This window comes from Pantoea sp. XY16, assembly GCF_025153065.1.
Classification (GTDB): Bacteria; Pseudomonadota; Gammaproteobacteria; order Enterobacterales; family Enterobacteriaceae; genus Pantoea; species Pantoea alfalfae.
In genome coordinates, this window is the sequence record NZ_JANZNP010000003.1 from 329,540 (window position 1) to 352,849 (window position 23,310).

Below are 23,310 nucleotides of genomic sequence, written 5' to 3' on the forward strand. Positions count from 1 at the left end.
TATTAAAGGCGGAAAACGAGTACTACCGACGCGTCCGAACAAAATTAACAGTGAAATCCGCGCAACTGAAGTGCGCTTAACGGGCATGGATGGCGAGCCGATTGGCATTGTCACATTACGCGAAGCTCTGGAAAAAGCCGAGGAAGCGGGCGGCGACTTAGTCGAAATCAGCCCGAATGCCGAACCGCCGGTCTGCCGTATTATGGATTACGGCAAGTTCCTCTATGAAAAAAGCAAATCTTCTAAGGAACAGAAGAAGAAGCAAAAAGTTATTCAGGTTAAGGAAATCAAATTCCGTCCTGGAACCGATGATGGCGACTATCAGGTCAAACTACGCAACCTGATTCGCTTTCTGGAAGATGGCGATAAAGCCAAAATCACGCTCCGCTTCCGCGGTCGTGAGATGGCGCACCAGCAGATCGGTATGGAAGTGCTTAACCGCGTCCGTAAAGACCTGTGTGAAGATCTGGATTTGGCCATTGTCGAATCCTTCCCTTCGAAGATCGAAGGCCGCCAGATGATCATGGTGCTCGCTCCTAAGAAGAAACAGTAGGCTTTCAAGTAGCAATAGCCGCGCAGCGTTCGCGCCGTGCGGTTATCTGTTCGCCTGTCTGGGTCATGTTATTAACAATGCGAAGTGGATATTTTTAAAATGCCAAAGATTAAAACTGTACGTGGCGCGGCTAAGCGCTTCAAGAAGACCGCTTCTGGCGGCTTCAAGCGTAAACACGCAAACCTGCGTCATATTCTGACTAAAAAATCTACTAAGCGTAAACGTCACCTGCGCCCTAAAGGCATGGTGTCAAAAGGCGATCTGGGTCTGGTTATTGCCTGCCTGCCGTACGCATAAGTAAATTTTTTTCATTAATTCAGAATATTAAACAGGAGAGCTAAATGGCTCGTGTAAAACGTGGTGTAGTTGCTCGCGCACGTCACAAAAAAATCTTAAAACAAGCTAAAGGCTATTACGGTGCACGTTCACGTGTTTACCGTGTTGCTTTCCAGGCTGTTATCAAAGCTGGTCAGTATGCTTACCGTGACCGTCGTCAGCGTAAGCGTCAGTTCCGTCAGCTGTGGATCGCGCGTATCAACGCAGCGGCACGTCAGAACGGCATGTCTTACAGCCGTTTCATCAATGGTCTGAAAAAAGCAGCCATTGAGATCGACCGTAAGATCCTGGCCGACATCGCAGTATTCGACAAAGTGGCATTCTCTGCACTGGTCGAAAAAGCGAAATCAGCCCTGGCGTAAGTCAGATGAAAAAGGGAGCTTGCTCCCTTTTTTATTGCCTGTAACCTACGCAAAAGATTGACATTTTCGTCGCAGAGCTTTTCAATAGACCCCCTGTATCGCATGACAAGGTAACCGCAAGCATGAATGCTGCTATTTTCCGTTTCTTTTTTTACTTTAGCGCCTGACATTCGGGGGCTTTTGCGCATAAGAGAAGAAACGAAAAACCGCGCTAAAAGCCTCCCTCGTGGAGGCTTTTTTGTTTCTGGCGCTAGCATATTGGACCGGCAGGTCCCAACGAGAACTGACCAGCCTGACTGGAAAAAGAGGAAATTATGTCCCAACTCGCAGAACTGGTGGCCAGCGCCACGGCGGCCATCGACGGGGCGACGGATATCGCCGCCCTTGACGCGGTGCGCGTCGAATACCTGGGTAAGAAAGGACATCTGACACTGCAGATGACGACGTTACGCGAGCTGCCAGCAGAAGAGCGTCCTGCAGCAGGTGCGGTAATCAACGAAGCGAAGCAGCAGGTCACTGAGCGCCTGAATGCACGCAAAGATGCCCTGGAATCCGCTGTGCTGAATGCCCGTCTTGCGGAAGAGACCATTGATGTCTCGCTGCCGGGTCGCCGTATTGAGAATGGCGGTCTGCATCCGGTCACCCGCACCATGGATCGCATTGAGACTTTCTTTGGCGAGTTAGGCTTTGGCGTGGTAACAGGGCCGGAAATTGAAGATGATTATCATAACTTCGATGCGCTGAATATTCCTGCGCACCACCCGGCACGTGCCGATCACGACACCTTCTGGTTCGACGCCACGCGTCTGCTGCGTACTCAGACCTCTGGCGTGCAGATCCGCACCATGCAGGCTCAGCAGCCGCCTATCCGCATTATTGCGCCAGGCCGCGTCTACCGTAACGATTACGACCAGACTCACACGCCGATGTTCCATCAGATGGAAGGGCTGATCGTTGATAAAAACATCAGCTTTACCAACCTGAAAGGCACGCTGCACGATTTCCTGAACAACTTCTTCGAAGAAGATTTACAGATTCGTTTCCGTCCTTCTTACTTCCCGTTCACTGAGCCATCGGCAGAAGTGGATGTTATGGGTAAAAACGGCAAGTGGCTGGAAGTGCTGGGTTGCGGCATGGTGCACCCTAACGTGCTGCGCAATGTCGGCATCGATCCGGAAGTTTACTCTGGTTTCGCCTTTGGTATGGGCATGGAGCGTCTGACCATGTTGCGCTATGGCGTGACTGACCTGCGTGCTTTCTTCGAAAATGATTTACGTTTCCTCAAACAATTTAAGTAAGGGCAGGATATCCAATGAAATTCAGTGAACTCTGGTTACGCGAATGGGTAAATCCAGCCCTGGACAGCGCTGCGCTGTCTGAACAAATTACTATGGCCGGTCTGGAAGTGGACGGGGTTGAGCCGGTTGCCGGTGCGTTCCACGGCGTTGTGGTCGGTGAAGTAGTCGAGTGCGGCCAGCACCCTAATGCCGACAAGCTGCGTGTCACCAAAATCAACGTGGGCGGCGATCGCCTGCTGGATATCGTCTGTGGCGCGCCGAACTGCCGTCAGGGACTGAAAGTCGCCGTCGCGACCGTAGGCGCTGTGCTGCCAGGTGATTTCAAAATCAAAGCGGCCAAACTGCGTGGCGAGCCCTCTGAAGGAATGCTCTGCTCGTTCTCTGAGCTGGGTATTTCCGACGATCACAACGGCATCATCGAACTGCCTTCGGATGCGCCGGTTGGCACCGATATCCGCGCTTATCTGCAGCTGGACGACAACACTATCGAAATCAGCGTTACGCCTAACCGCGCCGACTGTCTGGGTCTGATCGGTATCGCCCGTGATGTTGCCGTGCTCAACGGCCTGCCGCTGAACGTACCGGAGATGCAGCCGGTCGCGGCGACGCTTAACGACACGTTCCCGATTCAGGTTGACGCGGCAGAAGCCTGCCCGCGCTATCTGGGCCGCGTCGTGAAAGGGATTAACGTTAAGGCTGCTACGCCACTGTGGATGAAAGAGAAGCTGCGTCGCTGCGGCATTCGCTCTATCGATCCGGTCGTCGATATCACCAACTACGTTCTGCTGGAGCTGGGTCAGCCGATGCACGCCTTCGACCTTGACCGTGTTGATGGCGGTATCGTGGTGCGTATGGCGAAAGAGGGCGAAAAGCTGACGCTGCTGGATGGTACGGAAGCCGCCCTGCAGAGTGATACTTTAGTGATCGCCGATCATCATAAAGCGCTGGCGATGGCCGGTATCTTTGGTGGTGAACATTCGGGTGTGAACGGCGAAACGCAGAACATCCTGTTTGAGTGTGCTTATTTCGATCCGCTCTCTATCACTGGTCGCGCTCGTCGTCACGGTCTGCATACCGACGCATCACATCGCTACGAGCGTGGCGTTGACCCGGCACTGCAACACGTTGCGCTGGAGCGTGCCACTCAGCTGCTGCTGTCTGTCTGCGGCGGTGAAGCGGGCCCGATTATCGATCAGACTCATCAGTCAGCGCTGCCTGTACCCGCCACGATCACGCTGCGTCGCGAAAAGCTGGATCGTCTGATTGGTCACGTGATTGCAGATGAGCAGGTTACCGACATTCTGACGCGTCTCGGCTGTGACGTGACTGTAGGTGAAGGGCAGTGGCAGGCCGTCGCACCGAGCTGGCGCTTCGATATGGCCATTGAAGAAGATCTGGTCGAAGAAGTGGCCCGTATTTATGGCTACAACAATATTCCTGATGTGCCGGTACAGGCGGGTCTGGTGATGACCCATCACCGTGAAGCGGATCTGTCGCTGAAACGCGCCAAAAACCTGCTGGTAGATAAAGGTTATCAGGAAGCAATTACTTATAGTTTCGTTGATCCGAAAATCCAGCAGCTGCTGCATCCAGGTGAAGAGGCGCTGCTACTGCCAAGCCCGATCTCCAGCGATATGTCGACAATGCGTCTGTCACTCTGGACCGGTCTGCTCAGTGCGGTGGTTTACAACCAGAACCGTCAGCAGAGCCGTGTACGTCTGTTTGAGAGCGGCTTACGCTTTGTGCCAGATACGCAGGCGGATTTGGGCATTCGTCAGGATCTTATGCTGGCTGGCGTCATCAGCGGCAACCGCGTTGAAGAGCACTGGGATCTGGCGCGTCAGACAGTTGACTTCTATGATTTGAAAGGCGATTTAGAGTCGCTGCTCGATTTAACCGGCAAACTGGATGAGATCAGCTTCCGGGCTGAGGCGAATCCGGGGTTGCATCCAGGACAGAGCGCGGCGATTTATTTACGTGATGAACATATCGGATTTATCGGCGTTGTTCATCCTGAGCTGGAACGTAAGCTTGATCTCAATGGCCGCACCTTAGTCTTTGAACTGCTTTGGAATAAGGTCGCAGACCGCGTCCTGCCTGACGCGCGCGAGATTTCTCGCTTCCCGGCGAACCGCCGTGATATTGCCGTTGTAGTGGCTGAAAACGTCCCTGCAGCAGATATCATTGCGGAGTGTAAGAAAGTTGGCGTAAATCAGGTAGTTGGCGTAAACTTGTTTGACGTGTACCGCGGTAAGGGCGTTTCTGAGGGCTTCAAGAGCCTCGCAATCAGCCTGATTTTGCAGGATACCAGCCGGACACTCGAAGAAGAGGAGATTGCCGCGACCGTTGGCAAATGCGTTGCGGCATTAAAAGAGCGATTCCAGGCAACCTTGAGGGATTGAACCTATGGCGCTTACAAAAGCTGAGATGTCAGAGTACCTGTTTGAGAAACTCGGGCTGAGCAAACGCGATGCCAAAGAGTTAGTAGAGCTGTTTTTCGAAGAGGTACGTCGCGCTTTGGAAAATGGAGAACAGGTAAAACTGTCTGGGTTTGGTAATTTTGATCTGCGTGACAAGAACCAGCGTCCTGGCAGAAACCCGAAAACGGGTGAAGATATTCCGATTACTGCGCGTCGCGTAGTAACGTTCCGCCCAGGACAGAAGCTGAAAAGCCGCGTAGAGAACGCTACACCCAAAGAGACTGACTGAATTTCAGCGTTTCAAAAAGGCCGCGCAAGCGGCCTTTTTTCATGGTTCCGGTAAGCAGCTTTCAGGGTTTCAGTAAGCCAGGATCCCGCTTCCCGCGCCCGTCAATGCCCACACCAGCCTGGCGCAGAGCCCCTTTCAGCCTTTCTTTTTTCACCAATCTCTCTACAATCAAATCACTGTTTTCTCAGCTAATCCCGCTTATGTCTCTGCTCGACACGTTCGCACGCCAGGCCGGTCAACGCGGCCAGAAGTGGCTGATTGCGCTCGCCCTTATGCTCGCTGCACTGCTTTGTCTCAGCCTCTGTGCTGGAGACAGCTGGATCGCGCCCTCTGCGTGGTTCAGCGATAGCGGACAGCTCTTTGTGTGGCAATTGCGGCTGCCCCGCAGTCTGGCTGTCGTCCTGGTGGGCGCGTCACTGGCGGTATGCGGCGTGGTGATGCAGGCGCTGTTTACCAATCCCCTGGCGGAGCCGGGCCTGCTCGGCGTTTCGAATGGTGCCGGTATCGGCCTGGTGCTCGGCATGCTGCTGGGCAGCGGCTCGCTGTGGAGCCTTGGGCTGGCGGCGATGGCCGGTGCGCTGATTATTACGCTAATCCTGCTGCATTTTGCTCATCGTCAGCTCTCAGTCACCCGGCTGTTGCTGACCGGCGTGGCGCTGGGGATTATCTGCAGTGCCATCATGACCTGGGCGGTTTACTTCAGCACCAGCCTCGATCTGCGTCAGCTGATGTACTGGATGATGGGGGGATTCAGCGGCATTGACTGGCGCTATGGCTGGATGATGCTGGCACTGCTGCCGGTGATGCTGGCGCTGGGGGCGACCGGGCCGATTCTCAATCTGCTGGCTCTGGGCGAGACCTCCGCCCGTCAGCTCGGGCTGTCACTCTTCTACTGGCGTAACCTGCTGGTGCTGGCCATGGGCTGGCTGGTCGGCATCAGCGTCGCGATGGCCGGCGCTATCGGCTTTGTCGGGCTGGTCATCCCGCATCTGCTGCGCCTGAGCGGCATCAGCGATCACCGCTATCTGCTGCCGGCATCGGCATTGGCGGGCGCGGCGGTGCTTCTGGCAGCCGATATCGTGGCGCGTCTGGCACTGACGTCAGCGGAGTTGCCGATAGGCGTCGTGACGGCGACACTGGGCGCGCCACTGTTTATTATTTTACTGGTGAAATCTTCGCGCTAGCTTCGGCTGGCTACTCTGTATCCACAACCGCATCCATTACAGGAAAAAGCATGAACATTTATGAGACTGAACTGGTTACGCTCGACGGGGAAAAAACCACGCTGTTAAAGTGGCAGGGCAAAGTCCTGCTGGTCGTCAACGTTGCCTCGAAATGTGGTCTGACGCCGCAATACGAAGAGCTGGAGAACCTGCAGAAAGCCTGGCAGGATCAGGGTTTCAGCGTACTCGGCTTCCCCTGCAATCAGTTTCTGGAGCAGGAACCGGGCAGCAGTGAGGAGATCAAAACCTTCTGCAGTACCACCTATGGCGTGACGTTCCCGATGTTTGCCAAAACCGAGGTTAATGGCCCGGCGCGTCATCCGCTCTATGCACAGCTGATTGCGGCCCGACCTGACGCGGTGCGTCCTGAAGGCAGCGGCTTTTACGCGCGTATGGAAAGTAAAGGACGCGCGCCGAAAGAGCAGGGCGACATCCTGTGGAACTTCGAAAAGTTCCTGATTGGCCGTGACGGCAGTGTGATCCAGCGTTTTGCACCAGACATGACGCCGGAAGATCCCATCATTCTGGAAACGATTAAACAGGCGCTGGCAAAATAGATGCTGTTGCGCCTGCAACAGGCCGCCGTCCCCGGACGGCTGCTGCCCCTGACCGGCGAACTTGCCGCCGGTCAGTTGCTTCACATTGCAGGCCCGAACGGAGCCGGTAAAAGTACCTTACTGAGTGTCATTGCGGGGCTGCAATCCGCCTCTGGCAGGGTGTTGCTGGATGAACAGCTGCTAAGTAACTGGAACGGTGCGGCACTGTCCAGGGTGCGCGGCTGGCTGCCACAGCAGCAGGCACCCCTGAGTCAGATGCCGATCTGGCACTATCTGCGTCTTCATCTTAAATCGGCGGGGCCGCAGGCCGATGCCCGTCTCAGCATGCTGCTGCAGCGGCTTCAGCTGCAGGATAAGTTATCGCGTTCACTGACCCGGCTCTCCGGCGGGGAATGGCAGCGCGTCCGGCTGGCAGCCGTCTGTGCTCAGATTGATCCTCACATCAATCCTCACGGGCGGCTGCTGATCCTTGATGAGCCGTTGACGGCGCTGGATATCGCCCAGCAAAAAGCGGTGGACGATTTGATTGCAGCGCTGTGCGCGTCGGGGATCAGCGTGATCGCCAGCAGTCACGATCTTAACCACAGCCTGCAACAGGCAGACAGGGTCTGGCTGATGGATAGCGGGCAGGTGATCGCGCAGGGCGAACCTTCAAAGGTTCTGACGCCGCAGCGCCTGACACCGCTCTACCAGATTGCATTCCGGCAGATTGAGCTTGAAGGACGCACGCTGCTGACCGTTCTGCCCTGATACTTGCTACCTGGCGGGCTTTACCGCTACATTATGCCGGTTGCAACTTCTGATAAGGACATTTGGCGATGCGCCTGGGTTTGCTGATTTTAGTTCTGCTGCTGACGGGATGCAGTCATCACGCTCCGCCGATTAATGGTCGTCTTTCCGATTCAATCACCGTGATAGCGGAACTGAACGATCAGCTCGGTCACTGGCGCGGTACCCCTTATCGTTATGGCGGCATGAGTCGTAACGGTGTTGACTGCTCCGGCTTTGTCTATCTGACCTTCCGCGATAAATTTGCACTGCAACTGCCGCGCACCACCTCAGCCCAAAGCGATATTGGCACCCGCATCAGCAAAGATGAACTGCTGCCAGGCGATCTGGTCTTTTTCAAAACCGGACGCGGTGAAAATGGCCTGCATGTGGGCATCTATGATACCGATAACGCTTTTATCCACGCCTCGACGAGTCAGGGCGTCATTCGCTCCTCACTCGACAATGTCTACTGGCGAAAAGTGTTCTGGCAGGCTCGCCGTATTTAACAGCAGGTTTGCGAAATCAGACTTAAGTCCAATTTAAAATAGAGTTAAAACAAAGGGTAAAAGTTTTATTTTAAATGAACGTTTAGCGTGAGGATTTAATAAAAAGAATAATGGCTGATTTAATTCCACTAATAACCGGTGTTTTATCACCTTTATTTGGCTTAAGCGTGATCGGCTGTTGTCAAACGGCAATGGAAGCGTAAAGAAGGTCGTCTCTTCAATGATTTGGCACTATTGCCTGCAGCTGACCATTACTATACGATATCAACATCGCCGCATATTCTGGCATTAAAATGAAAATTCATCTCTCGGCCGACTATCAGTCGGAAATCTGGTTTTATCCTGTCTGTGATGTTGACGGACGGTTGACCGCTGTCGAGCTGGTTACGCAGTTTGTGCATGAAAGTGCGCCCATCACCCTGCCACAGGATGTGCTGCTTCCCCAGCTTGACGAGTCGCAGCAGTTGCGCCTGCTGCAAAGCCAGATTGGATTGCTGGAGCAGAATCGCGGATTATTTGAAGCGCATTCCGTGTCAGCCTTTATCCGTATTGATGAAGGCATGGCCCGGACGCTGCTTGCCAGTGAATTAGTCATGCGCAAAATAAAACAGCTGCCGTTCATTCTCCTGAATATCACTGAAACGTTTCCGCAACTTAAGCTGGGCAACAATAATCCGCTGCTGGCGAGCCTGCATGCTGAGTTTAATTTAGCACTTTCACATTTTGGCGCGGGCAAAACACCCTCTAATGCGGTCTACGATAATTTATTCAGCTGCATCTGTCTCGACAAAGAGTTTATTCACTCCCTGGCAAAGCGCGCATCATTCGTGCCGTTTATTCAGAGCATTATTGATAATTTCCGCACGCATTGTGACCGCCTTATTATTTGCGGCATTGACGATGAAGTGCTGTTCGAAAAAGTGAGTCAGCTGAATGGCGCTGAGTTTCAGGGTTCACTCTTCCCGGTGGTAAAATCTGATGCGCTGCATTCGCTGCTCTGTGCCGACGAGCGCATGCCATCTTCTCAGCATCCTGGCTGACCTGACCTGTTAATCCCCGCCATCAGCGTTACACTAAAGGACTAACCTACGTATCGCTGAGTATCGCATGGGAGAAACAATGTCCTCAGGCAAGGCCTCTTTTGACAACACCTGGTTCCGTGAGCTTTCCGGGTGTTATACCGCGCTGAACCCCACGCCGCTGGCAGGCGGACGTCTGCTGTATCACAACGCACCGCTTGCAACCTCAATGGGGCTGGATAGTGCGCTTTTTGAGGGTCACGGTCACGATGTGTGGCACGGTGCGGCACTGCTGCCCGGCATGCAGCCGCTGGCGCAGGTCTACAGTGGCCATCAGTTTGGTGTCTGGGCGGGTCAGCTCGGTGACGGGCGCGGTATCCTGCTGGGTGAACAGCGTCTTGATGATGGCAGCAAACTTGACTGGCATCTCAAGGGTGCAGGCCTGACGCCTTATTCCCGCATGGGCGATGGTCGTGCCGTCATTCGCTCCAGCGTCCGGGAGTTTCTCGCCTCGGAAGCGCTGCACCATCTGGGCATCCCCACCACGCGCGCACTCACTCTGTCGATAGGCGATGAGCCGGTCTACCGCGAAACCACTGAACGTGGCGCGATGCTGATGCGCATTTCACCGAGCCACCTGCGTTTCGGTCATTTCGAGCATTTCTTTTACAGCCAGCAGCAGGAGAAAGTACAGCAACTGGCCGACTACGCCATTCGCCATCACTGGCCGCATCTGGAAGGAGAAGCGGACCGTTATCAACAGTGGTTTGCCGACATTGTGTTACGCACGGCTCGCCTGATTGCGCTGTGGCAGAGCGTGGGCTTTGCGCATGGCGTCATGAATACTGACAATATGTCGATCCTTGGCCTGACTATCGACTATGGCCCGTATGGTTTTCTGGATGATTATCAGCCTCACTTTATCTGTAATCACAGCGACTATCAGGGGCGCTACAGCTTTGAAAATCAGCCGATGATTGGCATGTGGAATCTTAATCGTCTGGCACATGCGCTGTCGGGGCTGCTGACCACTGAGCAGTTGCGAACGGCGCTGAGCGCCTATGAACCTGAACTGATGCGGGTCTGGGGTGAAAGGATGCGGGCAAAACTCGGCCTGCTGACACAACAGAGCAGCGACAATCAGATTCTGACCGATCTGCTGGCGCTGATGACGCAGGAGCACAGTGATTACACCCTGACGTTCAGACTGCTGAGTGAGACCCGGCAGACTGAACGTCGCTCACCGCTGCGCGACGAGTTCATCGATCGTGAGGCGTTTGATAGCTGGTATCAGCGCTACCGCAGCCGTCTGATGGACGAGCAGGTCAGCGATGCGGAGCGTCAGGCTGTGATGAAGGCGGCCAATCCGGCGGTGATTCTGCGCAACTATCTGGCACAGCAGGTGATTGAAGAGGCGGAGCGGGGAGAGCAGGGGGCGCTGGCTCGTCTGCATCAGGCGTTACAGCAACCCTTTAGCGATGAAACAGCCGCTGAGTATCGTCAGCGGCCGCCAGACTGGGGCAAAACCTTAGAGGTCAGCTGCTCCAGCTAATCGGAACTCAGAGGCGGTGCGAAACCGCCTCGGCCAGCAGGGCGAGCACCTGTTCGCTCTCCTGCCAGCCGAGGCAGGGATCGGTAATCGACTTGCCGTAAACCAGCGGTTCGCCGCTCACCACTTTCTGATTGCCTTCTTCCAGGAAGCTTTCAATCATCACACCGGCAACGGCTCGCGATCCTGATTTAATCTGCTCTGCCACCTCTGCCGCCACATCCATCTGACGACGATGCTGCTTCAGGCAGTTGCCGTGACTGAAATCGATCACCAGCTGCTGCGGCAGATTAAATGCCCCCAGACTCTCTGCGGCGGCGGCGACATCACTGGCATGATAGTTTGGCTGTTTGCCGCCTCGCAGGATCACATGACCATGCGGGTTGCCACTGGTCTGATAGATAGTCATCTGGCCCAGTTTATCCGGCGACAGGAACATGTGGCTCGCGCGTGCGGCGCGAATTGCATCTACCGCGATCTGCACGTTTCCATCAGTGCCGTTTTTAAAGCCGACCGGGCAGGAGAGGGCCGAGGCCATTTCACGATGGATCTGGCTTTCGGTGGTACGTGCGCCAATCGCGCCCCAGCTGATCAGATCGGCAATAAACTGGCCGATCACCATATCCAGAAACTCCGTGGCAGTGGGCAGGCCCAGCGCGTTGATATCAATCAGAAGCTTGCGGGCAATGCCGATGCCCCGGTTCACATCGTAGCTGCCATCCAGGTCCGGATCGGAGATTAAACCTTTCCAGCCGACAACGGTGCGTGGCTTCTCGAAGTAGGCACGCATTACAATCTCCAGCCGATCTTCATAGCGGCTGCGCAACGCGTTCAGACGCGCAGCATACTCCAGGGCCGCTTTCGGGTCGTGCAGCGAGCAGGGGCCAATCACCACTAGCAGGCGGGGATCTTCACCCGTCAATATACGGGCGATACGTTTACGGGCAGCGGTGACGTTGTCGGCAATCGCCGCGGAGACAGGATGTTCAGCCGCCAGGCTGGCGGGGGTAATCAGACTACCAATGCGTGCGGTACGCAGTTCGTCGGTTTTGTTCATGAGTATCTCGAAAAGGGTTCTTCGCAGCGGTGGAATACCGGGAAGTGATGGTGGTCACAATAAACCATTAGTCTGCGAATTCAACCCGTGATTTGATAATGAAATCAAAACCCACGGCAGCGGCGCTTTACATCTTCGATCTGATTTCCCTTCAATACATGCGGCGTGTCAGGCCCATAATGTCGAGAATTTTGGTAGCGATCTCTTCGACCGAGTAGTTGGTGCTGTTGAGATAGCGGATTTGATGGGTGCGGAACAGCGCTTCCACTTCGCCTACTTCCAGCCGGCACTGACGCATTGAGGCGTAACGGGTATTTTCCGCCCGCTCCTGCCGTATTGCTGCCAGGCGTTCCGGATCGATGGTCAGCCCGAAGAGTTTATTCTGGTGGGCGCGCAGCGCGGGCGGCAGTTTAAGATTATCCATATCGTCGGCAATAAACGGGTAGTTGGCGGCACGAATACCAAACTGCATCGCCAGATAGAGGCTGGTGGGTGTTTTGCCACAGCGCGAGACGCCTAACAGAATCACCTGCGCATCCTCCAGCCCGCGCAGCGAGATGCCGTCATCATGTGCCAGGGCGTAATCGATCGCCGCAATACGCGCGTCATATTTCCCCAGATTACTGGCGTCCAGTCCGTGGGTACGATGTGCCACTGGCGCTGGCGATAAGCCCAGTTCCTGCTGAAGAGGAGCCACCAGCGCCTGCACGATATCCTGACAAAAACCCTCACTCTGCACGATAATGTCGCGCACCTCGGGTGTGACAATGGAGAAGAACACCAGCGGCCGTACGCCGCTCTGCTGATAGAGTGCGTTAATCTGGGCTTTAACCGCCAGCGCCCGCTGGACGTTTTCCACAAATGGCAACGTCAGGCTGGTGATATTGACTGGAAACTGCGACAGCACCGCATGGCCCAGGACTTCAGCTGTAATCGCTGTACCATCGGAGATATAGAAAACGCTTCTGTCAGTTGTCATAATGAATTCTGCCTCAGCCAGGAGTGAGCCATCAGCATGCGCGATGCGACTTAATAAATCATCTCTGATTTTAATTTCTGGAATGTCTGCCCGGATTATTTGTCTGCAGTTTCATCACACTAATAAAAATGAAAAGGCGTTTCGATTCGCCGGAATTCTTTTCAACCGTGATCGGGCTACAAATAGCCCTGCGTCTGTTGCGCAACAAAACAGAATGCATAAGTGGCTGAAAATCTTCCATTTCCTGTCACATCAATCAGTTAGAGGAAAATAGCGTCTTTGCGCAACAGCAAAATAATCCGCTCACAATTCCGAAACTGCGGCTGAAATTCTGCTTTAACGATTCAACAGATCGTTATTGATGGGGTGATATGCCAGGCTGGAAACAGCTCACTCTCTGTGTCCATTCATTGATAATTGATTAAGGATAAGCGCGATGTCCACTCAAGAACAGCCACTGGTGCTCTGGTATAACCAGCTTGGTATGCATGATGTTGATCGGGTAGGCGGCAAAAACGCCTCCTTAGGTGAAATGATAACGAATCTGTCGTCGCTGGGCGTTTCCGTGCCCAATGGTTTTGCGACCACGTCGTACGCCTTTAACCTGTTCCTCGATCAAAGCGGGCTGAACCAGCGAATTTATGCGCTGCTGGATGAGACAAATATTGATGATGTCGATGCGCTGGCAAAAGCGGGTAAACAGATTCGTCAGTGGGTGGTGGAAACGCCGTTTCTGCCGGAGCTGGAGTCCGCCATTCTGGACGCTTATCAGCAACTGTCTGCCGATGATGCTGACGCGTCGTTTGCCGTCCGCTCCTCTGCCACCGCCGAAGATATGCCCGACGCCTCCTTTGCCGGCCAGCAGGAAACCTTCCTGAATGTGCAGGGCATCGACGCCGTGATGGTGGCGGTCAAGCATGTCTTTGCTTCACTGTTTAACGATCGTGCTATCTCTTACCGTGTGCATCAGGGCTACGACCATCGTGGCGTGGCGCTCTCTGCGGGCATACAGCGCATGGTGCGTTCGGACCTGGCGTCGTCAGGTGTGATGTTCACCATTGATACCGAGTCCGGCTTTGATCAGGTGGTCTTCATTACTGCCGCCCTGGGACTGGGTGAGATGGTGGTGCAGGGCGCTGTTAACCCGGATGAGTTCTATGTTCACAAGCCAACGCTGGCGGCCGATCGTCCGTCTATCGTACGCCGCAACATGGGCTCAAAAAAGGTGCGCATGGTGTATGCCGATTCTCAGGCGCATGGCGAACAGGTACGCATCGAAGATGTGCCTGAGGCCGAACGCGACCGATTCTGCCTGAACGATGAGGAAGTGCAGGCGCTGGCGAAGCAGGCGGTGCTGATTGAACAACACTATCAGCGGCCGATGGATATTGAGTGGGCCAAAGATGGACATACCGGCAAGCTGTTTATTGTTCAGGCGCGTCCTGAAACCGTGCGCTCAAATGGTCAGGTAATGGAGCGTTATACGCTGCAGGGTCAGGGCAGCGTCGTCGTTGAAGGGCGAGCCATCGGTCATCGTATCGGCGCAGGCGTGGTGAAGGTCATCCACGATATCAGCGAAATGAACCGCATTGAAAAAGGCGATGTGCTGGTGACGGACATGACCGACCCGGACTGGGAACCCATCATGAAAAAGGCGTCAGCCATTGTCACTAACCGTGGCGGACGAACCTGTCATGCGGCAATCATCGCGCGTGAGCTGGGTATTCCGGCGGTAGTGGGCTGTGGCGATGCCACCGATCGGCTAAGAGAGGGCCATCAGGTTACCGTTTCCTGCGCTGAGGGCGACACAGGCTACGTTTATGATCAGCTGCTCGACTTCGACGTCACCAGTTCGCAGGTCGATTCACTGCCTGAACTGCCGCTGAAAATCATGATGAACGTGGGCAACCCCGATCGTGCTTTTGATTTTGCCTGTCTGCCGAACGAGGGTGTTGGCCTGGCGCGGCTGGAATTTATTATTAACCGAATGATTGGCGTCCACCCTAAAGCGCTGCTTGAATTTGACCAGCAGACGCCGGAACTGCAGCAGCAGATCCGTAAAATGATGAAAGGATTTGATAATCCGGTGGAGTTTTACATCGCTCGTCTGACCGAGGGAATTGCCACGCTTGGTGCAGCATTTGCACCGAAACGCGTAATTGTCCGACTTTCCGACTTTAAAACCAATGAATATGCCAACCTCGTTGGCGGTGAACGCTATGAGCCGCAGGAGGAAAACCCGATGCTGGGATTCCGTGGTGCAGGTCGCTATGTGGCGGATAACTTCCGCGACTGCTTTGCGCTGGAGTGTGAAGCGGTAAAACGCGTTCGCAACGAGATGGGCCTGACCAACGTCGAAATCATGGTTCCGTTTGTGCGTACTGTGGATCAGGCGCAGGCCGTGGTGGAAGAGCTGGCCCGTCAGGGGCTGAAGCGCGGTGAGAACGGGCTGAAGATCATCATGATGTGCGAGATCCCGTCTAATGCGCTGCTGGCAGAGCAGTTCCTGCAGCACTTTGATGGCTTCTCTATCGGCTCTAATGACATGACGCAGTTGACGCTGGGGCTGGACCGCGATTCCGGTGTCGTCTCCGCGCTGTTTGACGAGCGTAACGAAGCCGTGAAAGCGCTGCTTTCCATGGCCATCAAAGCAGCCAAAAAGCAGGGCAAATATGTTGGAATCTGTGGGCAGGGACCGTCAGACCATCAGGATTTCGCCGCATGGCTGATGGAAGAGGGCATCGATAGTCTGTCGCTGAATCCGGATACCGTAGTGGAAACGTGGGTGAGTCTGGCACAGTTAAACAAAACCGCCTGACACCGCTTGCAGAAATGATGAAAGGCCCGCACTGCGGGCCTTTTTCTGTTATAGCTGGTCAGGTTCAGGCAAAAAAAAAGCCCATCACAGGGGATGGGCAAAGACTACACACAGCAATTCTTTACGCTACTCAGGGGAATCAGGTTGTCTGAAAATCAATAGCTTGACTTCGAACATAGGAAACATGTTATTCATACCGCTGGCTGGCGTCTTTAAGAATCCTCTTATTAGTTTAAAGCCGATAATCTTTTGTCACCTTTACTTCGCCGTTTGACTTAAGAAACAGTGCAGAAAGTAATCTTTTTTAGGCCGCAAAGGTCAAATAAAGGCCAAAGATGGCTTTTTTCTTAAAAATCGCTAATGGAAAACAGAATTTATCTGATTGGTGAGAGTAGGTGCGGTTAATCATCATTAACCGCACTAATCAATGCTCAAAAGGGGGATTGGCGAAACGCGTTACTGCATCGCATCAGACGGCAGGCGGGGTTCCCTCATGATCGGCCAGCGCATCCGCCACGGCCAGCGGGTCATTATCTGGCGCTGGCGCTTCATGAACCCAGACGGAAACGAGACGGTAAGAAACGGCCAGAACTACCGGCCCGATAAACAAACCAATCATGCCGAAGGCAAACAGGCCACCTATTACGCCAGAGAGGATCAGGATCATCGGCAGATCGGCACCCATCCGGATTAACATGGGGCGCAGAACGTTATCCATTGTACCGACCACACAACTCCAGACCAGCAGCACGGTCCCCCAGGTTGTATCGCCGCTCCAGTAGAGATAGATAATGGCCGGGACCAGCACCAGCAGCGGGCCAAGCTGAACCAGACAGCAGAGGATCATCAGCACCGTTAACAGCGTGGCATAGGGAATGCCGGAGATCGCCAGACCAATACCGCCCAGCACGCCCTGCACCAGTGCCGTCACTACCACGCCAAGCGCCACGGCACGAATGGACTGTGCTGCCAGCAGCACGGCGGCATCACCGCGCCGTCCCGCCATGCGGAAAGCAAAGTGACGGATGCCCTGGGCAGCCTGTTCGCCACGCCAGTAAAGCAGCACACTGAATAGCAACATCACGCCCAGATGGATCATAAAGCGGCCAAAATGACCGGCCTGCGCGACAAAAAAGCCGGTAGTACGGCCAATGTAGGGCTGAATTTTGGCCATGATGCCGGCACCACCGCTCGCTACCAGCGTGTCATAACTGACATAAAGCTTTTTGCCGACCATCGGCACATCCCTGAGCCACAGCAACTGCGGCATCGTATGACCCTGGGTAACCCAGGCGATAACCGGGGCACTGTTATCGATCAGGCTGCTGACCAGCAGTGCGATAGGGATGATAAACAGCAGCAGCAGCAGCATTGTCATCACGATCACCGCCAGCGAACGGCGCCCCCATAACAGTCGCTGGAATTTCAGCATCAATGGCCAGGTCGCAATCACCACCATGCTGGCCCAGGCAAAGCCCAGAATAAACGGCTGCACCACCCATAAGCAGGCGACGATCAGCAGCAGAATGAACATCAGGGTGAAGAGTATTTGCGGTAAATCCATATCCCGGTACTGGCTTTTCATCATTGACTCATAACCTCGTCTTAATCCTTCATTTCAGGGCATTCGGATGCCCGTTTTTATCATGATCTATTTGCCAGGGTTTAAACAGCGTCGCGGAGAAAGGTTTTTGTCTTTTCTGAAAAAAGGGCAGTCGCAGAAAAAATATGATAAAACGAGAAATCGCTCACGTATAAACGCAAACGTTTACAACACCTTCGGTCAGACAATCATGATCCCACAGATTTCGCAGGCACCGGGCCTCGTTCAACTGGTGCTGACGTTCCTTGAGTCGCTGAAAGAGCAGGGTTTTACCGGCGACATTGCAACCAGCTATGCCGATCGTCTTTCACTCTCCACCGATAACAGCATCTATCAATTGCTGCCCGACGCGGCGCTCTTTCCGCGTTCGACGGCGGACGTTGCGCTGCTGGCCCGTGTGGCTGGAGAAGCACGTTTTGCCAGCCTGGTGTTCACCCCGCGCGGCGGCGGCACCGGCACCAACGGTCAGTCGCTGAATCAGGGCATTGTGGTAGACATGTCGCGCTACATGAACCGCATCCTGGAAATCAATACCGATGAGGGCTGGGTACGCGTCGAAGCCGGCGTCATCAAAGATCAGCTGAATGCCTGGCTGAAGCCTTTCGGCTTTTTCTTTTCGCCTGAATTGTCCACCAGTAACCGCGCCACGCTGGGCGGCATGATCAATACCGACGCGTCGGGCCAGGGATCGCTGGTCTATGGCAAAACCTCAGACCATGTACTGGGCCTGCGCGCCGTGCTGCTGGGCGGCGATATTCTTGATACGCGGCCGATGGCCACCGCGCTGGCTGAAACGCTGGCACAGACGGCAACCCTCGAAGGCCGTATTTATCAGCAGGTGCTGACACGCTGCCGCGAGCACCGCGATCTCATTGTGGAAAAGTTTCCCAGGCTGAATCGCTTCCTGACCGGATATGACCTGCGCCATGTCTTCAGCGACGATATGCAAACCTTTGACCTGACACGTCTGCTATGTGGCGCTGAGGGCACACTGGCCTTTGTCACTGAGGCGCGTCTCGATATCACCCCGCTGCCGAAAGTGCGGCGGCTGGTGAACATTAAATATGACTCCTTCGATTCTGCCCTGCGTAACGCGCCCTTTATGGTGGACGCGCAGGCGCTGTCAGTTGAGACCGTTGATTCCAAAGTGCTGAACCTGGCGCGGGAAGATATCGTATGGCACTCGGTACGTGAATTGATTGCTGACGTACCCGATAAAGAGATGCTGGGTCTGAACATCGTTGAGTTCGCGGGTGACAATGCCGCGCTCATCGATCAGCAGATCGAAAAACTGTGTGCCCGGCTTGATGCGCTGATGCAGCAGCAGCAGGGCGGCGTGATTGGCTATCAGTTCTGTAACGATCTGGCGGGCATTGAGCGCATCTATAACATGCGTAAAAAAGCGGTAGGTCTGCTGGGAAATGCTAAAGGCCGGGCTAAGCCGATTCCGTTTGTCGAAGATACCGCCGTTCCGCCGGAAAAACTGGCGGACTACATTGTCGAGTTTCGCGCGCTGCTCGACAGTCACGGCCTGAGCTACGGCATGTTTGGTCACGTCGATGCAGGCGTCCTGCACGTGCGTCCGGCGCTGGATATGTGCGATCCGCAGCAGGAGATGATGATGAAACAGATCTCTGACGAAGTGGTGGCGCTGACCGCGCGCTATGGCGGCCTGCTGTGGGGCGAACATGGCAAAGGGTTCCGCGCCCAGTACAGTCCGGCATTTTTCGGTGAGACGCTGTTTAATGAGTTACGTCGCATCAAAGCGGCGTTTGACCCGCTTAACCGCCTGAATCCGGGCAAAATCTGTACGCCCTTTAACAGCAACGACGAGATGATGCAGGTTGATGCGGTTAAGCGCGGAACATACGATCGGCAGATTCCGTTAACGGTCCGGGATGAATGGCGTGGAGCGATGGAGTGTAACGGCAACGGGTTATGTTTCAATTTTGATGCCCGCAGCCCGATGTGTCCCTCCATGAAGATCACCCGCAACCGTATTCACTCGCCAAAAGGGCGGGCAACGCTGACGCGGGAGTGGCTGCGGCTGCTGGCCGGGCAGGGCGTTGATCCGCTGGTACTCGAAAAACAGCTGCCGGAAAACAGCCTGTCGCTACGCGGGTTGATCGCCCGTACCCGCAACAGCTGGCACGCCAGCAAAGGGGAGTATGACTTTTCACACGAGGTGAAAGAGGCGATGTCCGGCTGTCTGGCCTGTAAAGCCTGTTCCACCCAGTGTCCGATTAAAATTGACGTACCTGCTTTCCGTTCGCGCTTTCTGCAGCTCTATCACACCCGTTATCTGCGCCCGGTCAGCGATCATCTGGTGGCGGCAGTCGAAGGTTATGCGCCTCTGATGGCGAAGGCACCAAAAGTGTTCAACTTCTTCCTGCGCCAGCCGTGGGTGAAAGAGTTAAGTAAAACGCATATCGGCATGGTCGATCTGCCGCTGCTTTCGTCTCCTAACCTGAAACAGCAGCTCAGCGGCCATCCCGCCATGAACATGACGCTGGAACAGCTGGAGGGACTGACAGCCACGGAACGCGCCAGCTGTGTGCTGGTGGTACAGGATCCCTTTACCAGCTTCTATGAGGCACAGCTGGTGAACGATTTTGTCAGGCTGATTGAGAAGCTGGGTTACCGCCCGGTGCTGCTGCCTTTCTCGCCAAACGGCAAAGCGCAGCACGTGAAAGGCTTCCTGCAACGTTTCGCACGCACGGCAGCCCGTACCGCCGATTTTCTCAATCGGGTCGCAAAACTGGAACTGCCGATGGTCGGCGTCGATCCGGCTACCGTGCTCTGCTATCGCGATGAGTATCGTCACACGCTGGGTGAATCGCGCGGCGACTTCAACGTATTGCTGGTGCATGAATGGTTAGAGCGTGCCCTGGCAGAACGTGAGGTACAGGCCACGGGCGGGGAGTCCTGGTATCTGTTTGCACACTGCACTGAGGTAACAGCGCTGCCTTCAGCGCCCAACCAGTGGCAGGCGATTTTCTCCCGTTTTGGCGCAAAGCTGGAGAACATTAATGTAGGTTGCTGCGGCATGGCGGGCACTTATGGGCACGAAAGTCAGAACCTTGAAAACTCGCTGGGGATCTATGCGCTCTCCTGGCATCCCCAGCTTCAGCGACTGCCGCGCCAGCGCTGTCTGGCCACCGGCTATTCATGCCGCAGCCAGGTCAAGCGTGTGGAAGGCAACGGCATGCGCCATCCGCTACAGGCATTGTTAACGCTAATGTAAAAAAATTGTGCGCGACGTCACGTCGTGACTGGATTAGAATATCCAGCCTGCGTGACGCACGAAGTCACTTTGCAGCACGGCGGCTTTGTTCCACTCTCCGACCATAGCCAGTTGATGGCAGAGGCGGGTCAGGGACAATCGCGCCAGTTGATAGGCCTGAAGGCGAAACAGGCGATCGCGATCGTTGTTTCCCATCTCCTGCACCAACCGGTGATGCAGTTTACCCATCGCATGCAGGTAACTCTGATCGTCACCGTTCAACTGGCAGACTTCTGCCATATCCTGGCAGGCATCGTTAAACTGACGTAGCTGATGAATCGTGCAGTCGGCCCGGTCGAGTTTTGCCTGCGCCATATAAAAGTCGACGGTGATATCACGCACCGAAAACTGGTACTCGTCGATTTTATGCTGCAGCCAGGCGGAGACAGAAAGCATTATGGCGTCACCCTCAATGTTAATGATAATAATTATCATATTCATTTGGGGCGCGATTGCAATTGCAGGAGAGAAAAATTTATCGATTTATCCTGCCTGTCGGTATAATCGGAAATAACAATCTGTTTACATCAGAGAAAGGCGTAACCTATCAATAAGCATTTTTATCAAAAATGGTTATTTCAAATAGAGTGATTTATTAATAGGTTATCACTGGCTTATTGAGACTGACTCTGTTCACACAGGATGAACGGAAGCAGCTATGCTTAATAATTGAGCGAATAAAACAGCACAAGATGATTATCCCTGCAAAACAAGAGGTTGAAGTGATTGGTCAGATCACTACCATAGGGGGATAGCCTGAAAAGGTCCGGACTCAAGAGGTATCAACATGGCATCTGTTAATACAGACTCTTTCTCACCCGACGATTTTGTCTGGAAAGGTCTGACGCTGACTGAAACCGCAGCGCAACAAATTCTCAATCTGGCGGCTCAGGACCCTGAAGTCAAGGGGCTGCGTCTGGGCGTAAAACAATCCGGCTGCGCCGGTTTTGGCTACGTCATGGATCTGGTGAAAGAACCCGTCGAAGACGATCTGCAGTTCTCATTCCACGGCGCAACGCTGTTTGTGCCGCTACAGGCGATGCCATTCGTTGATGGCACTGAACTGGATTACGTTCGCGAAGGCCTGAATCAGATTTTTAAATTCAATAACCCTAAAGCTCAGCACGCCTGCGGGTGCGGTGAGAGCTTTGGCGTCGAGTAAGTGAAATATGTCACGACACAGCGAAACATCTGACGATGTACAAATCTGGGAAGGCAAGCTCAACTACAAAGAGGGCTTCTTTACCCAACTGCAGACCGAAGAATTTGCCAACGGCATCAATGAAGATGTGGTGCGGGCGATCTCGGCTAAGCGTAACGAGCCAGAGTGGATGCTGGAGTTTCGTCTTAAAGCGTTTCGTGCCTGGCTTGAAATGGAAGAGCCGCACTGGCTGAAAGCGCACTACGAAAAACTCGACTATCAGGATTACAGCTACTACTCCGCGCCCTCGTGCGGTAACTGCGATGACACCTGCGCCTCAGAGCCGGGTGTGACGCAGGCTTCAGGCAGCGCGCCAGCCAGCGACTACCTGACGCAGGAAGTGGAGAACGCTTTTAATCAGTTGGGTGTGCCGGTGCGTGAAGGGCGGGAAGTGGCGGTTGACGCCATTTTTGACTCCGTCTCTGTGGCAACCACCTATCGCGGCAAGCTGGCGGAGCAGGGGATTATCTTCTGTTCATTCGGCGAAGCGATTCAGGAACACCCGGAGCTGGTGAAGCAGTATCTCGGTACGGTGGTTCCGGCTAACGATAACTTCTTTGCCGCACTGAACTCGGCGGTGGCCTCTGACGGCACCTTCGTCTATATCCCGAAAGGGGTGCGTTGCCCGATGGAGCTGTCGACCTATTTCCGCATTAACGCAGCGAAAACCGGTCAGTTCGAGCGCACCATCCTGATTGCCGATGAAGACAGCTACGTCAGCTACATCGAAGGCTGTTCAGCCCCCGTGCGTGACAGCTATCAGCTGCATGCCGCCGTGGTGGAAGTGATCATCCATAAAAATGCTGAAGTGAAATATTCGACCGTTCAGAACTGGTTCCCTGGCGGCGAAGGCGAGGGCGGTATCCTCAACTTCGTGACCAAGCGTGCGCTGTGTGAAGGTGACCACAGCAAGATGTCCTGGACCCAGTCTGAAACCGGTTCAGCGATCACCTGGAAATACCCGAGCTGCATTCTGCGCGGGGATTATTCGGTGGGTGAGTTCTACTCGGTGGCACTGACCAGCGGTCGTCAGCAGGCCGATACCGGCACCAAGATGATCCACATTGGTAAAAACACCAAATCGACCATTATCTCCAAAGGGATTTCGGCCGGTAAAAGTCAGAACACCTATCGCGGCCTGGTAAAAATCATGCCAACTGCCACCAATGCCCGTAACTTTACGCAGTGTGACTCAATGCTGATCGGCCCTGATTGCGGCGCACATACGTTCCCGTATGTCGAAACCCGCAACAATACTGCCCAGCTTGAGCATGAAGCCACGACTTCACGTATCGGCGAAGACCAGATGTTCTACTGTCTGCAGCGCGGTATCAGTGAAGAAGACGCCATCTCGATGATCGTGAACGGCTTCTGTAAAGACGTATTCTCGGAGCTGCCACTGGAATTTGCTGTGGAAGCCCAGAAATTGTTAGCCATCAGCCTTGAGCACAGTGTGGGCTGATGCCGTCACACGCCTTGCCGGAAG

Annotated in this window: 21 protein-coding genes, 1 other RNA gene and 1 other annotated feature; of the genes, 17 read left to right on the forward strand and 5 right to left on the reverse strand. The window is 54.4% G+C overall.

Translation table 11 applies throughout. The annotated features are described in order from the left end of the window. Position 1: 1 nt before the first annotated feature. From infC to N1689_RS04510, 13 genes are all read left to right on the forward strand, one after another. A complete protein-coding gene (gene infC / locus N1689_RS04450) occupies positions 2–553 on the forward strand; it encodes a translation initiation factor IF-3 (RefSeq protein WP_033732471.1) in 552 nt (183 codons plus the stop codon). 99 nt (positions 554–652) lie between these two features. Next, positions 653–850 (forward strand): 50S ribosomal protein L35, encoded by a 198-nt coding sequence (gene rpmI, locus N1689_RS04455; protein ID WP_004157374.1) that lies wholly within the window; start codon positions 653–655, stop codon positions 848–850. A gap of 44 nt (positions 851–894) precedes the next feature. After that, positions 895–1,251 carry a 50S ribosomal protein L20 gene (rplT, locus tag N1689_RS04460; RefSeq protein WP_003853267.1) on the forward strand — a complete coding sequence of 119 codons (357 nt, stop codon included), beginning with the start codon at positions 895–897 and terminating at the stop codon, positions 1,249–1,251. A gap of 117 nt (positions 1,252–1,368) precedes the next feature. Then, positions 1,369–1,494 (forward strand) — a sequence feature (Phe leader region). Next, positions 1,374–1,418 (forward strand): pheST operon leader peptide PheM, encoded by a 45-nt coding sequence (pheM, locus tag N1689_RS04465; RefSeq protein ID WP_106120997.1) that lies wholly within the window; start codon positions 1,374–1,376, stop codon positions 1,416–1,418. Its footprint overlaps the feature before it by 45 nt. A gap of 71 nt (positions 1,495–1,565) precedes the next feature. Further along, on the forward strand, positions 1,566–2,549 hold the full coding sequence (gene pheS / locus N1689_RS04470) for a phenylalanine--tRNA ligase subunit alpha (protein ID WP_161735830.1): 984 nt from the start codon (positions 1,566–1,568) through the stop codon (positions 2,547–2,549). A 14-nt stretch (positions 2,550–2,563) separates the two neighbouring features. Then, on the forward strand, positions 2,564–4,951 hold the full coding sequence (gene pheT / locus N1689_RS04475) for a phenylalanine--tRNA ligase subunit beta (protein ID WP_161735828.1): 2,388 nt from the start codon (positions 2,564–2,566) through the stop codon (positions 4,949–4,951). Between the two features lie 4 nt (positions 4,952–4,955). Next, the gene (gene ihfA, locus N1689_RS04480) at positions 4,956–5,258 is read left to right on the forward strand and encodes an integration host factor subunit alpha (RefSeq protein WP_003853259.1); all 303 of its coding nucleotides are present in this window, start codon (positions 4,956–4,958) and stop codon (positions 5,256–5,258) included. A 200-nt stretch (positions 5,259–5,458) separates the two neighbouring features. Further along, positions 5,459–6,442: a vitamin B12 ABC transporter permease BtuC gene (btuC, locus tag N1689_RS04485; protein ID WP_260058072.1), complete on the forward strand. Its 984-nt coding sequence runs from the start codon at positions 5,459–5,461 to the stop codon at positions 6,440–6,442. Between the two features lie 50 nt (positions 6,443–6,492). Next, positions 6,493–7,038 carry a glutathione peroxidase gene (locus tag N1689_RS04490; protein WP_222924111.1) on the forward strand — a complete coding sequence of 182 codons (546 nt, stop codon included), beginning with the start codon at positions 6,493–6,495 and terminating at the stop codon, positions 7,036–7,038. After that, the gene (btuD, locus tag N1689_RS04495; protein WP_253421741.1) at positions 7,039–7,788 is read left to right on the forward strand and encodes a vitamin B12 ABC transporter ATP-binding protein BtuD; all 750 of its coding nucleotides are present in this window, start codon (positions 7,039–7,041) and stop codon (positions 7,786–7,788) included. A 68-nt stretch (positions 7,789–7,856) separates the two neighbouring features. Then, entirely contained in the window at positions 7,857–8,315 is a 459-nt protein-coding gene (locus tag N1689_RS04500; protein ID WP_013357687.1) for a C40 family peptidase, read from the forward strand. A 293-nt stretch (positions 8,316–8,608) separates the two neighbouring features. After that, positions 8,609–9,355, forward strand: a complete 747-nt coding sequence (locus N1689_RS04505; RefSeq protein WP_260058076.1) for an EAL domain-containing protein — start codon at positions 8,609–8,611, stop codon at positions 9,353–9,355. A 79-nt stretch (positions 9,356–9,434) separates the two neighbouring features. After that, entirely contained in the window at positions 9,435–10,886 is a 1,452-nt protein-coding gene (locus tag N1689_RS04510; RefSeq protein ID WP_253421746.1) for a protein adenylyltransferase SelO, read from the forward strand. A gap of 7 nt (positions 10,887–10,893) precedes the next feature. Here the strand turns inward: N1689_RS04510 and N1689_RS04515 are convergent, their stop codons facing one another. Both N1689_RS04515 and N1689_RS04520 read right to left on the reverse strand, forming a co-directional pair. Continuing rightward, a complete protein-coding gene (locus tag N1689_RS04515; RefSeq protein ID WP_161735818.1) occupies positions 10,894–11,940 on the reverse strand; it encodes a 3-deoxy-7-phosphoheptulonate synthase in 1,047 nt (348 codons plus the stop codon). 151 nt (positions 11,941–12,091) lie between these two features. Beyond that, on the reverse strand, positions 12,092–12,919 hold the full coding sequence (locus tag N1689_RS04520; protein WP_013357691.1) for a pyruvate, water dikinase regulatory protein: 828 nt from the start codon (positions 12,917–12,919) through the stop codon (positions 12,092–12,094). Between the two features lie 436 nt (positions 12,920–13,355). Here N1689_RS04520 and ppsA point away from each other — a divergent pair, with 436 nt between their 5' ends. Then, positions 13,356–15,737: a phosphoenolpyruvate synthase gene (ppsA, locus tag N1689_RS04525; RefSeq protein ID WP_161735816.1), complete on the forward strand. Its 2,382-nt coding sequence runs from the start codon at positions 13,356–13,358 to the stop codon at positions 15,735–15,737. Between the two features lie 69 nt (positions 15,738–15,806). On the opposite strand, the gene rprA is transcribed toward ppsA, so the two are convergent. Then, positions 15,807–15,914, reverse strand: an RNA gene (rprA, locus tag N1689_RS04530) — antisense sRNA RprA. Between the two features lie 292 nt (positions 15,915–16,206). Continuing rightward, positions 16,207–17,325: an AI-2E family transporter YdiK gene (gene ydiK / locus N1689_RS04535; RefSeq protein ID WP_371876300.1), complete on the reverse strand. Its 1,119-nt coding sequence runs from the start codon at positions 17,323–17,325 to the stop codon at positions 16,207–16,209. 205 nt (positions 17,326–17,530) lie between these two features. Here ydiK and N1689_RS04540 point away from each other — a divergent pair, with 205 nt between their 5' ends. Beyond that, positions 17,531–20,584 (forward strand): FAD-binding and (Fe-S)-binding domain-containing protein, encoded by a 3,054-nt coding sequence (locus N1689_RS04540; RefSeq protein ID WP_161736466.1) that lies wholly within the window; start codon positions 17,531–17,533, stop codon positions 20,582–20,584. Between the two features lie 33 nt (positions 20,585–20,617). Here the strand turns inward: N1689_RS04540 and N1689_RS04545 are convergent, their stop codons facing one another. Then, a complete protein-coding gene (locus tag N1689_RS04545) occupies positions 20,618–21,022 on the reverse strand; it encodes a hypothetical protein (protein ID WP_161736479.1) in 405 nt (134 codons plus the stop codon). A 388-nt stretch (positions 21,023–21,410) separates the two neighbouring features. Between N1689_RS04545 and sufA the strand changes: the two genes are divergently transcribed. Both sufA and sufB read left to right on the forward strand, forming a co-directional pair. Further along, positions 21,411–21,785 (forward strand): Fe-S cluster assembly scaffold SufA, encoded by a 375-nt coding sequence (gene sufA, locus N1689_RS04550; RefSeq protein WP_003853229.1) that lies wholly within the window; start codon positions 21,411–21,413, stop codon positions 21,783–21,785. A gap of 7 nt (positions 21,786–21,792) precedes the next feature. Next, positions 21,793–23,286 (forward strand): Fe-S cluster assembly protein SufB, encoded by a 1,494-nt coding sequence (sufB, locus tag N1689_RS04555; RefSeq protein ID WP_013357696.1) that lies wholly within the window; start codon positions 21,793–21,795, stop codon positions 23,284–23,286. The last annotated feature ends 24 nt before the right edge of the window (positions 23,287–23,310 follow it).

Excerpts from the sequence above, each read along its gene's own strand:
- rpmI (WP_004157374.1), top strand. The coding sequence starts at position 653 with ATGCCAAAGATTAAAACTGTACGTGGCGCGGCTAAGCGCTTCAAGAAG.
- rplT (WP_003853267.1), top strand. The coding sequence starts at position 895 with ATGGCTCGTGTAAAACGTGGTGTAGTTGCTCGCGCACGTCACAAAAAA.
- pheS (WP_161735830.1), top strand. The coding sequence starts at position 1,566 with ATGTCCCAACTCGCAGAACTGGTGGCCAGCGCCACGGCGGCCATCGAC.
- pheT (WP_161735828.1), top strand. The coding sequence starts at position 2,564 with ATGAAATTCAGTGAACTCTGGTTACGCGAATGGGTAAATCCAGCCCTG.
- ihfA (WP_003853259.1), top strand. The coding sequence starts at position 4,956 with ATGGCGCTTACAAAAGCTGAGATGTCAGAGTACCTGTTTGAGAAACTC.
- btuC (WP_260058072.1), top strand. The coding sequence starts at position 5,459 with ATGTCTCTGCTCGACACGTTCGCACGCCAGGCCGGTCAACGCGGCCAG.
- N1689_RS04490 (WP_222924111.1), top strand. The coding sequence starts at position 6,493 with ATGAACATTTATGAGACTGAACTGGTTACGCTCGACGGGGAAAAAACC.
- btuD (WP_253421741.1), top strand. The coding sequence starts at position 7,039 with ATGCTGTTGCGCCTGCAACAGGCCGCCGTCCCCGGACGGCTGCTGCCC.
- N1689_RS04500 (WP_013357687.1), top strand. The coding sequence starts at position 7,857 with ATGCGCCTGGGTTTGCTGATTTTAGTTCTGCTGCTGACGGGATGCAGT.
- N1689_RS04505 (WP_260058076.1), top strand. The coding sequence starts at position 8,609 with ATGAAAATTCATCTCTCGGCCGACTATCAGTCGGAAATCTGGTTTTAT.
- N1689_RS04510 (WP_253421746.1), top strand. The coding sequence starts at position 9,435 with ATGTCCTCAGGCAAGGCCTCTTTTGACAACACCTGGTTCCGTGAGCTT.
- N1689_RS04515 (WP_161735818.1), bottom strand. The coding sequence starts at position 11,940 with ATGAACAAAACCGACGAACTGCGTACCGCACGCATTGGTAGTCTGATT.
- N1689_RS04520 (WP_013357691.1), bottom strand. The coding sequence starts at position 12,919 with ATGACAACTGACAGAAGCGTTTTCTATATCTCCGATGGTACAGCGATT.
- ppsA (WP_161735816.1), top strand. The coding sequence starts at position 13,356 with ATGTCCACTCAAGAACAGCCACTGGTGCTCTGGTATAACCAGCTTGGT.
- ydiK (WP_371876300.1), bottom strand. The coding sequence starts at position 17,325 with ATGATGAAAAGCCAGTACCGGGATATGGATTTACCGCAAATACTCTTC.
- N1689_RS04540 (WP_161736466.1), top strand. The coding sequence starts at position 17,531 with ATGATCCCACAGATTTCGCAGGCACCGGGCCTCGTTCAACTGGTGCTG.
- sufA (WP_003853229.1), top strand. The coding sequence starts at position 21,411 with ATGGCATCTGTTAATACAGACTCTTTCTCACCCGACGATTTTGTCTGG.
- sufB (WP_013357696.1), top strand. The coding sequence starts at position 21,793 with ATGTCACGACACAGCGAAACATCTGACGATGTACAAATCTGGGAAGGC.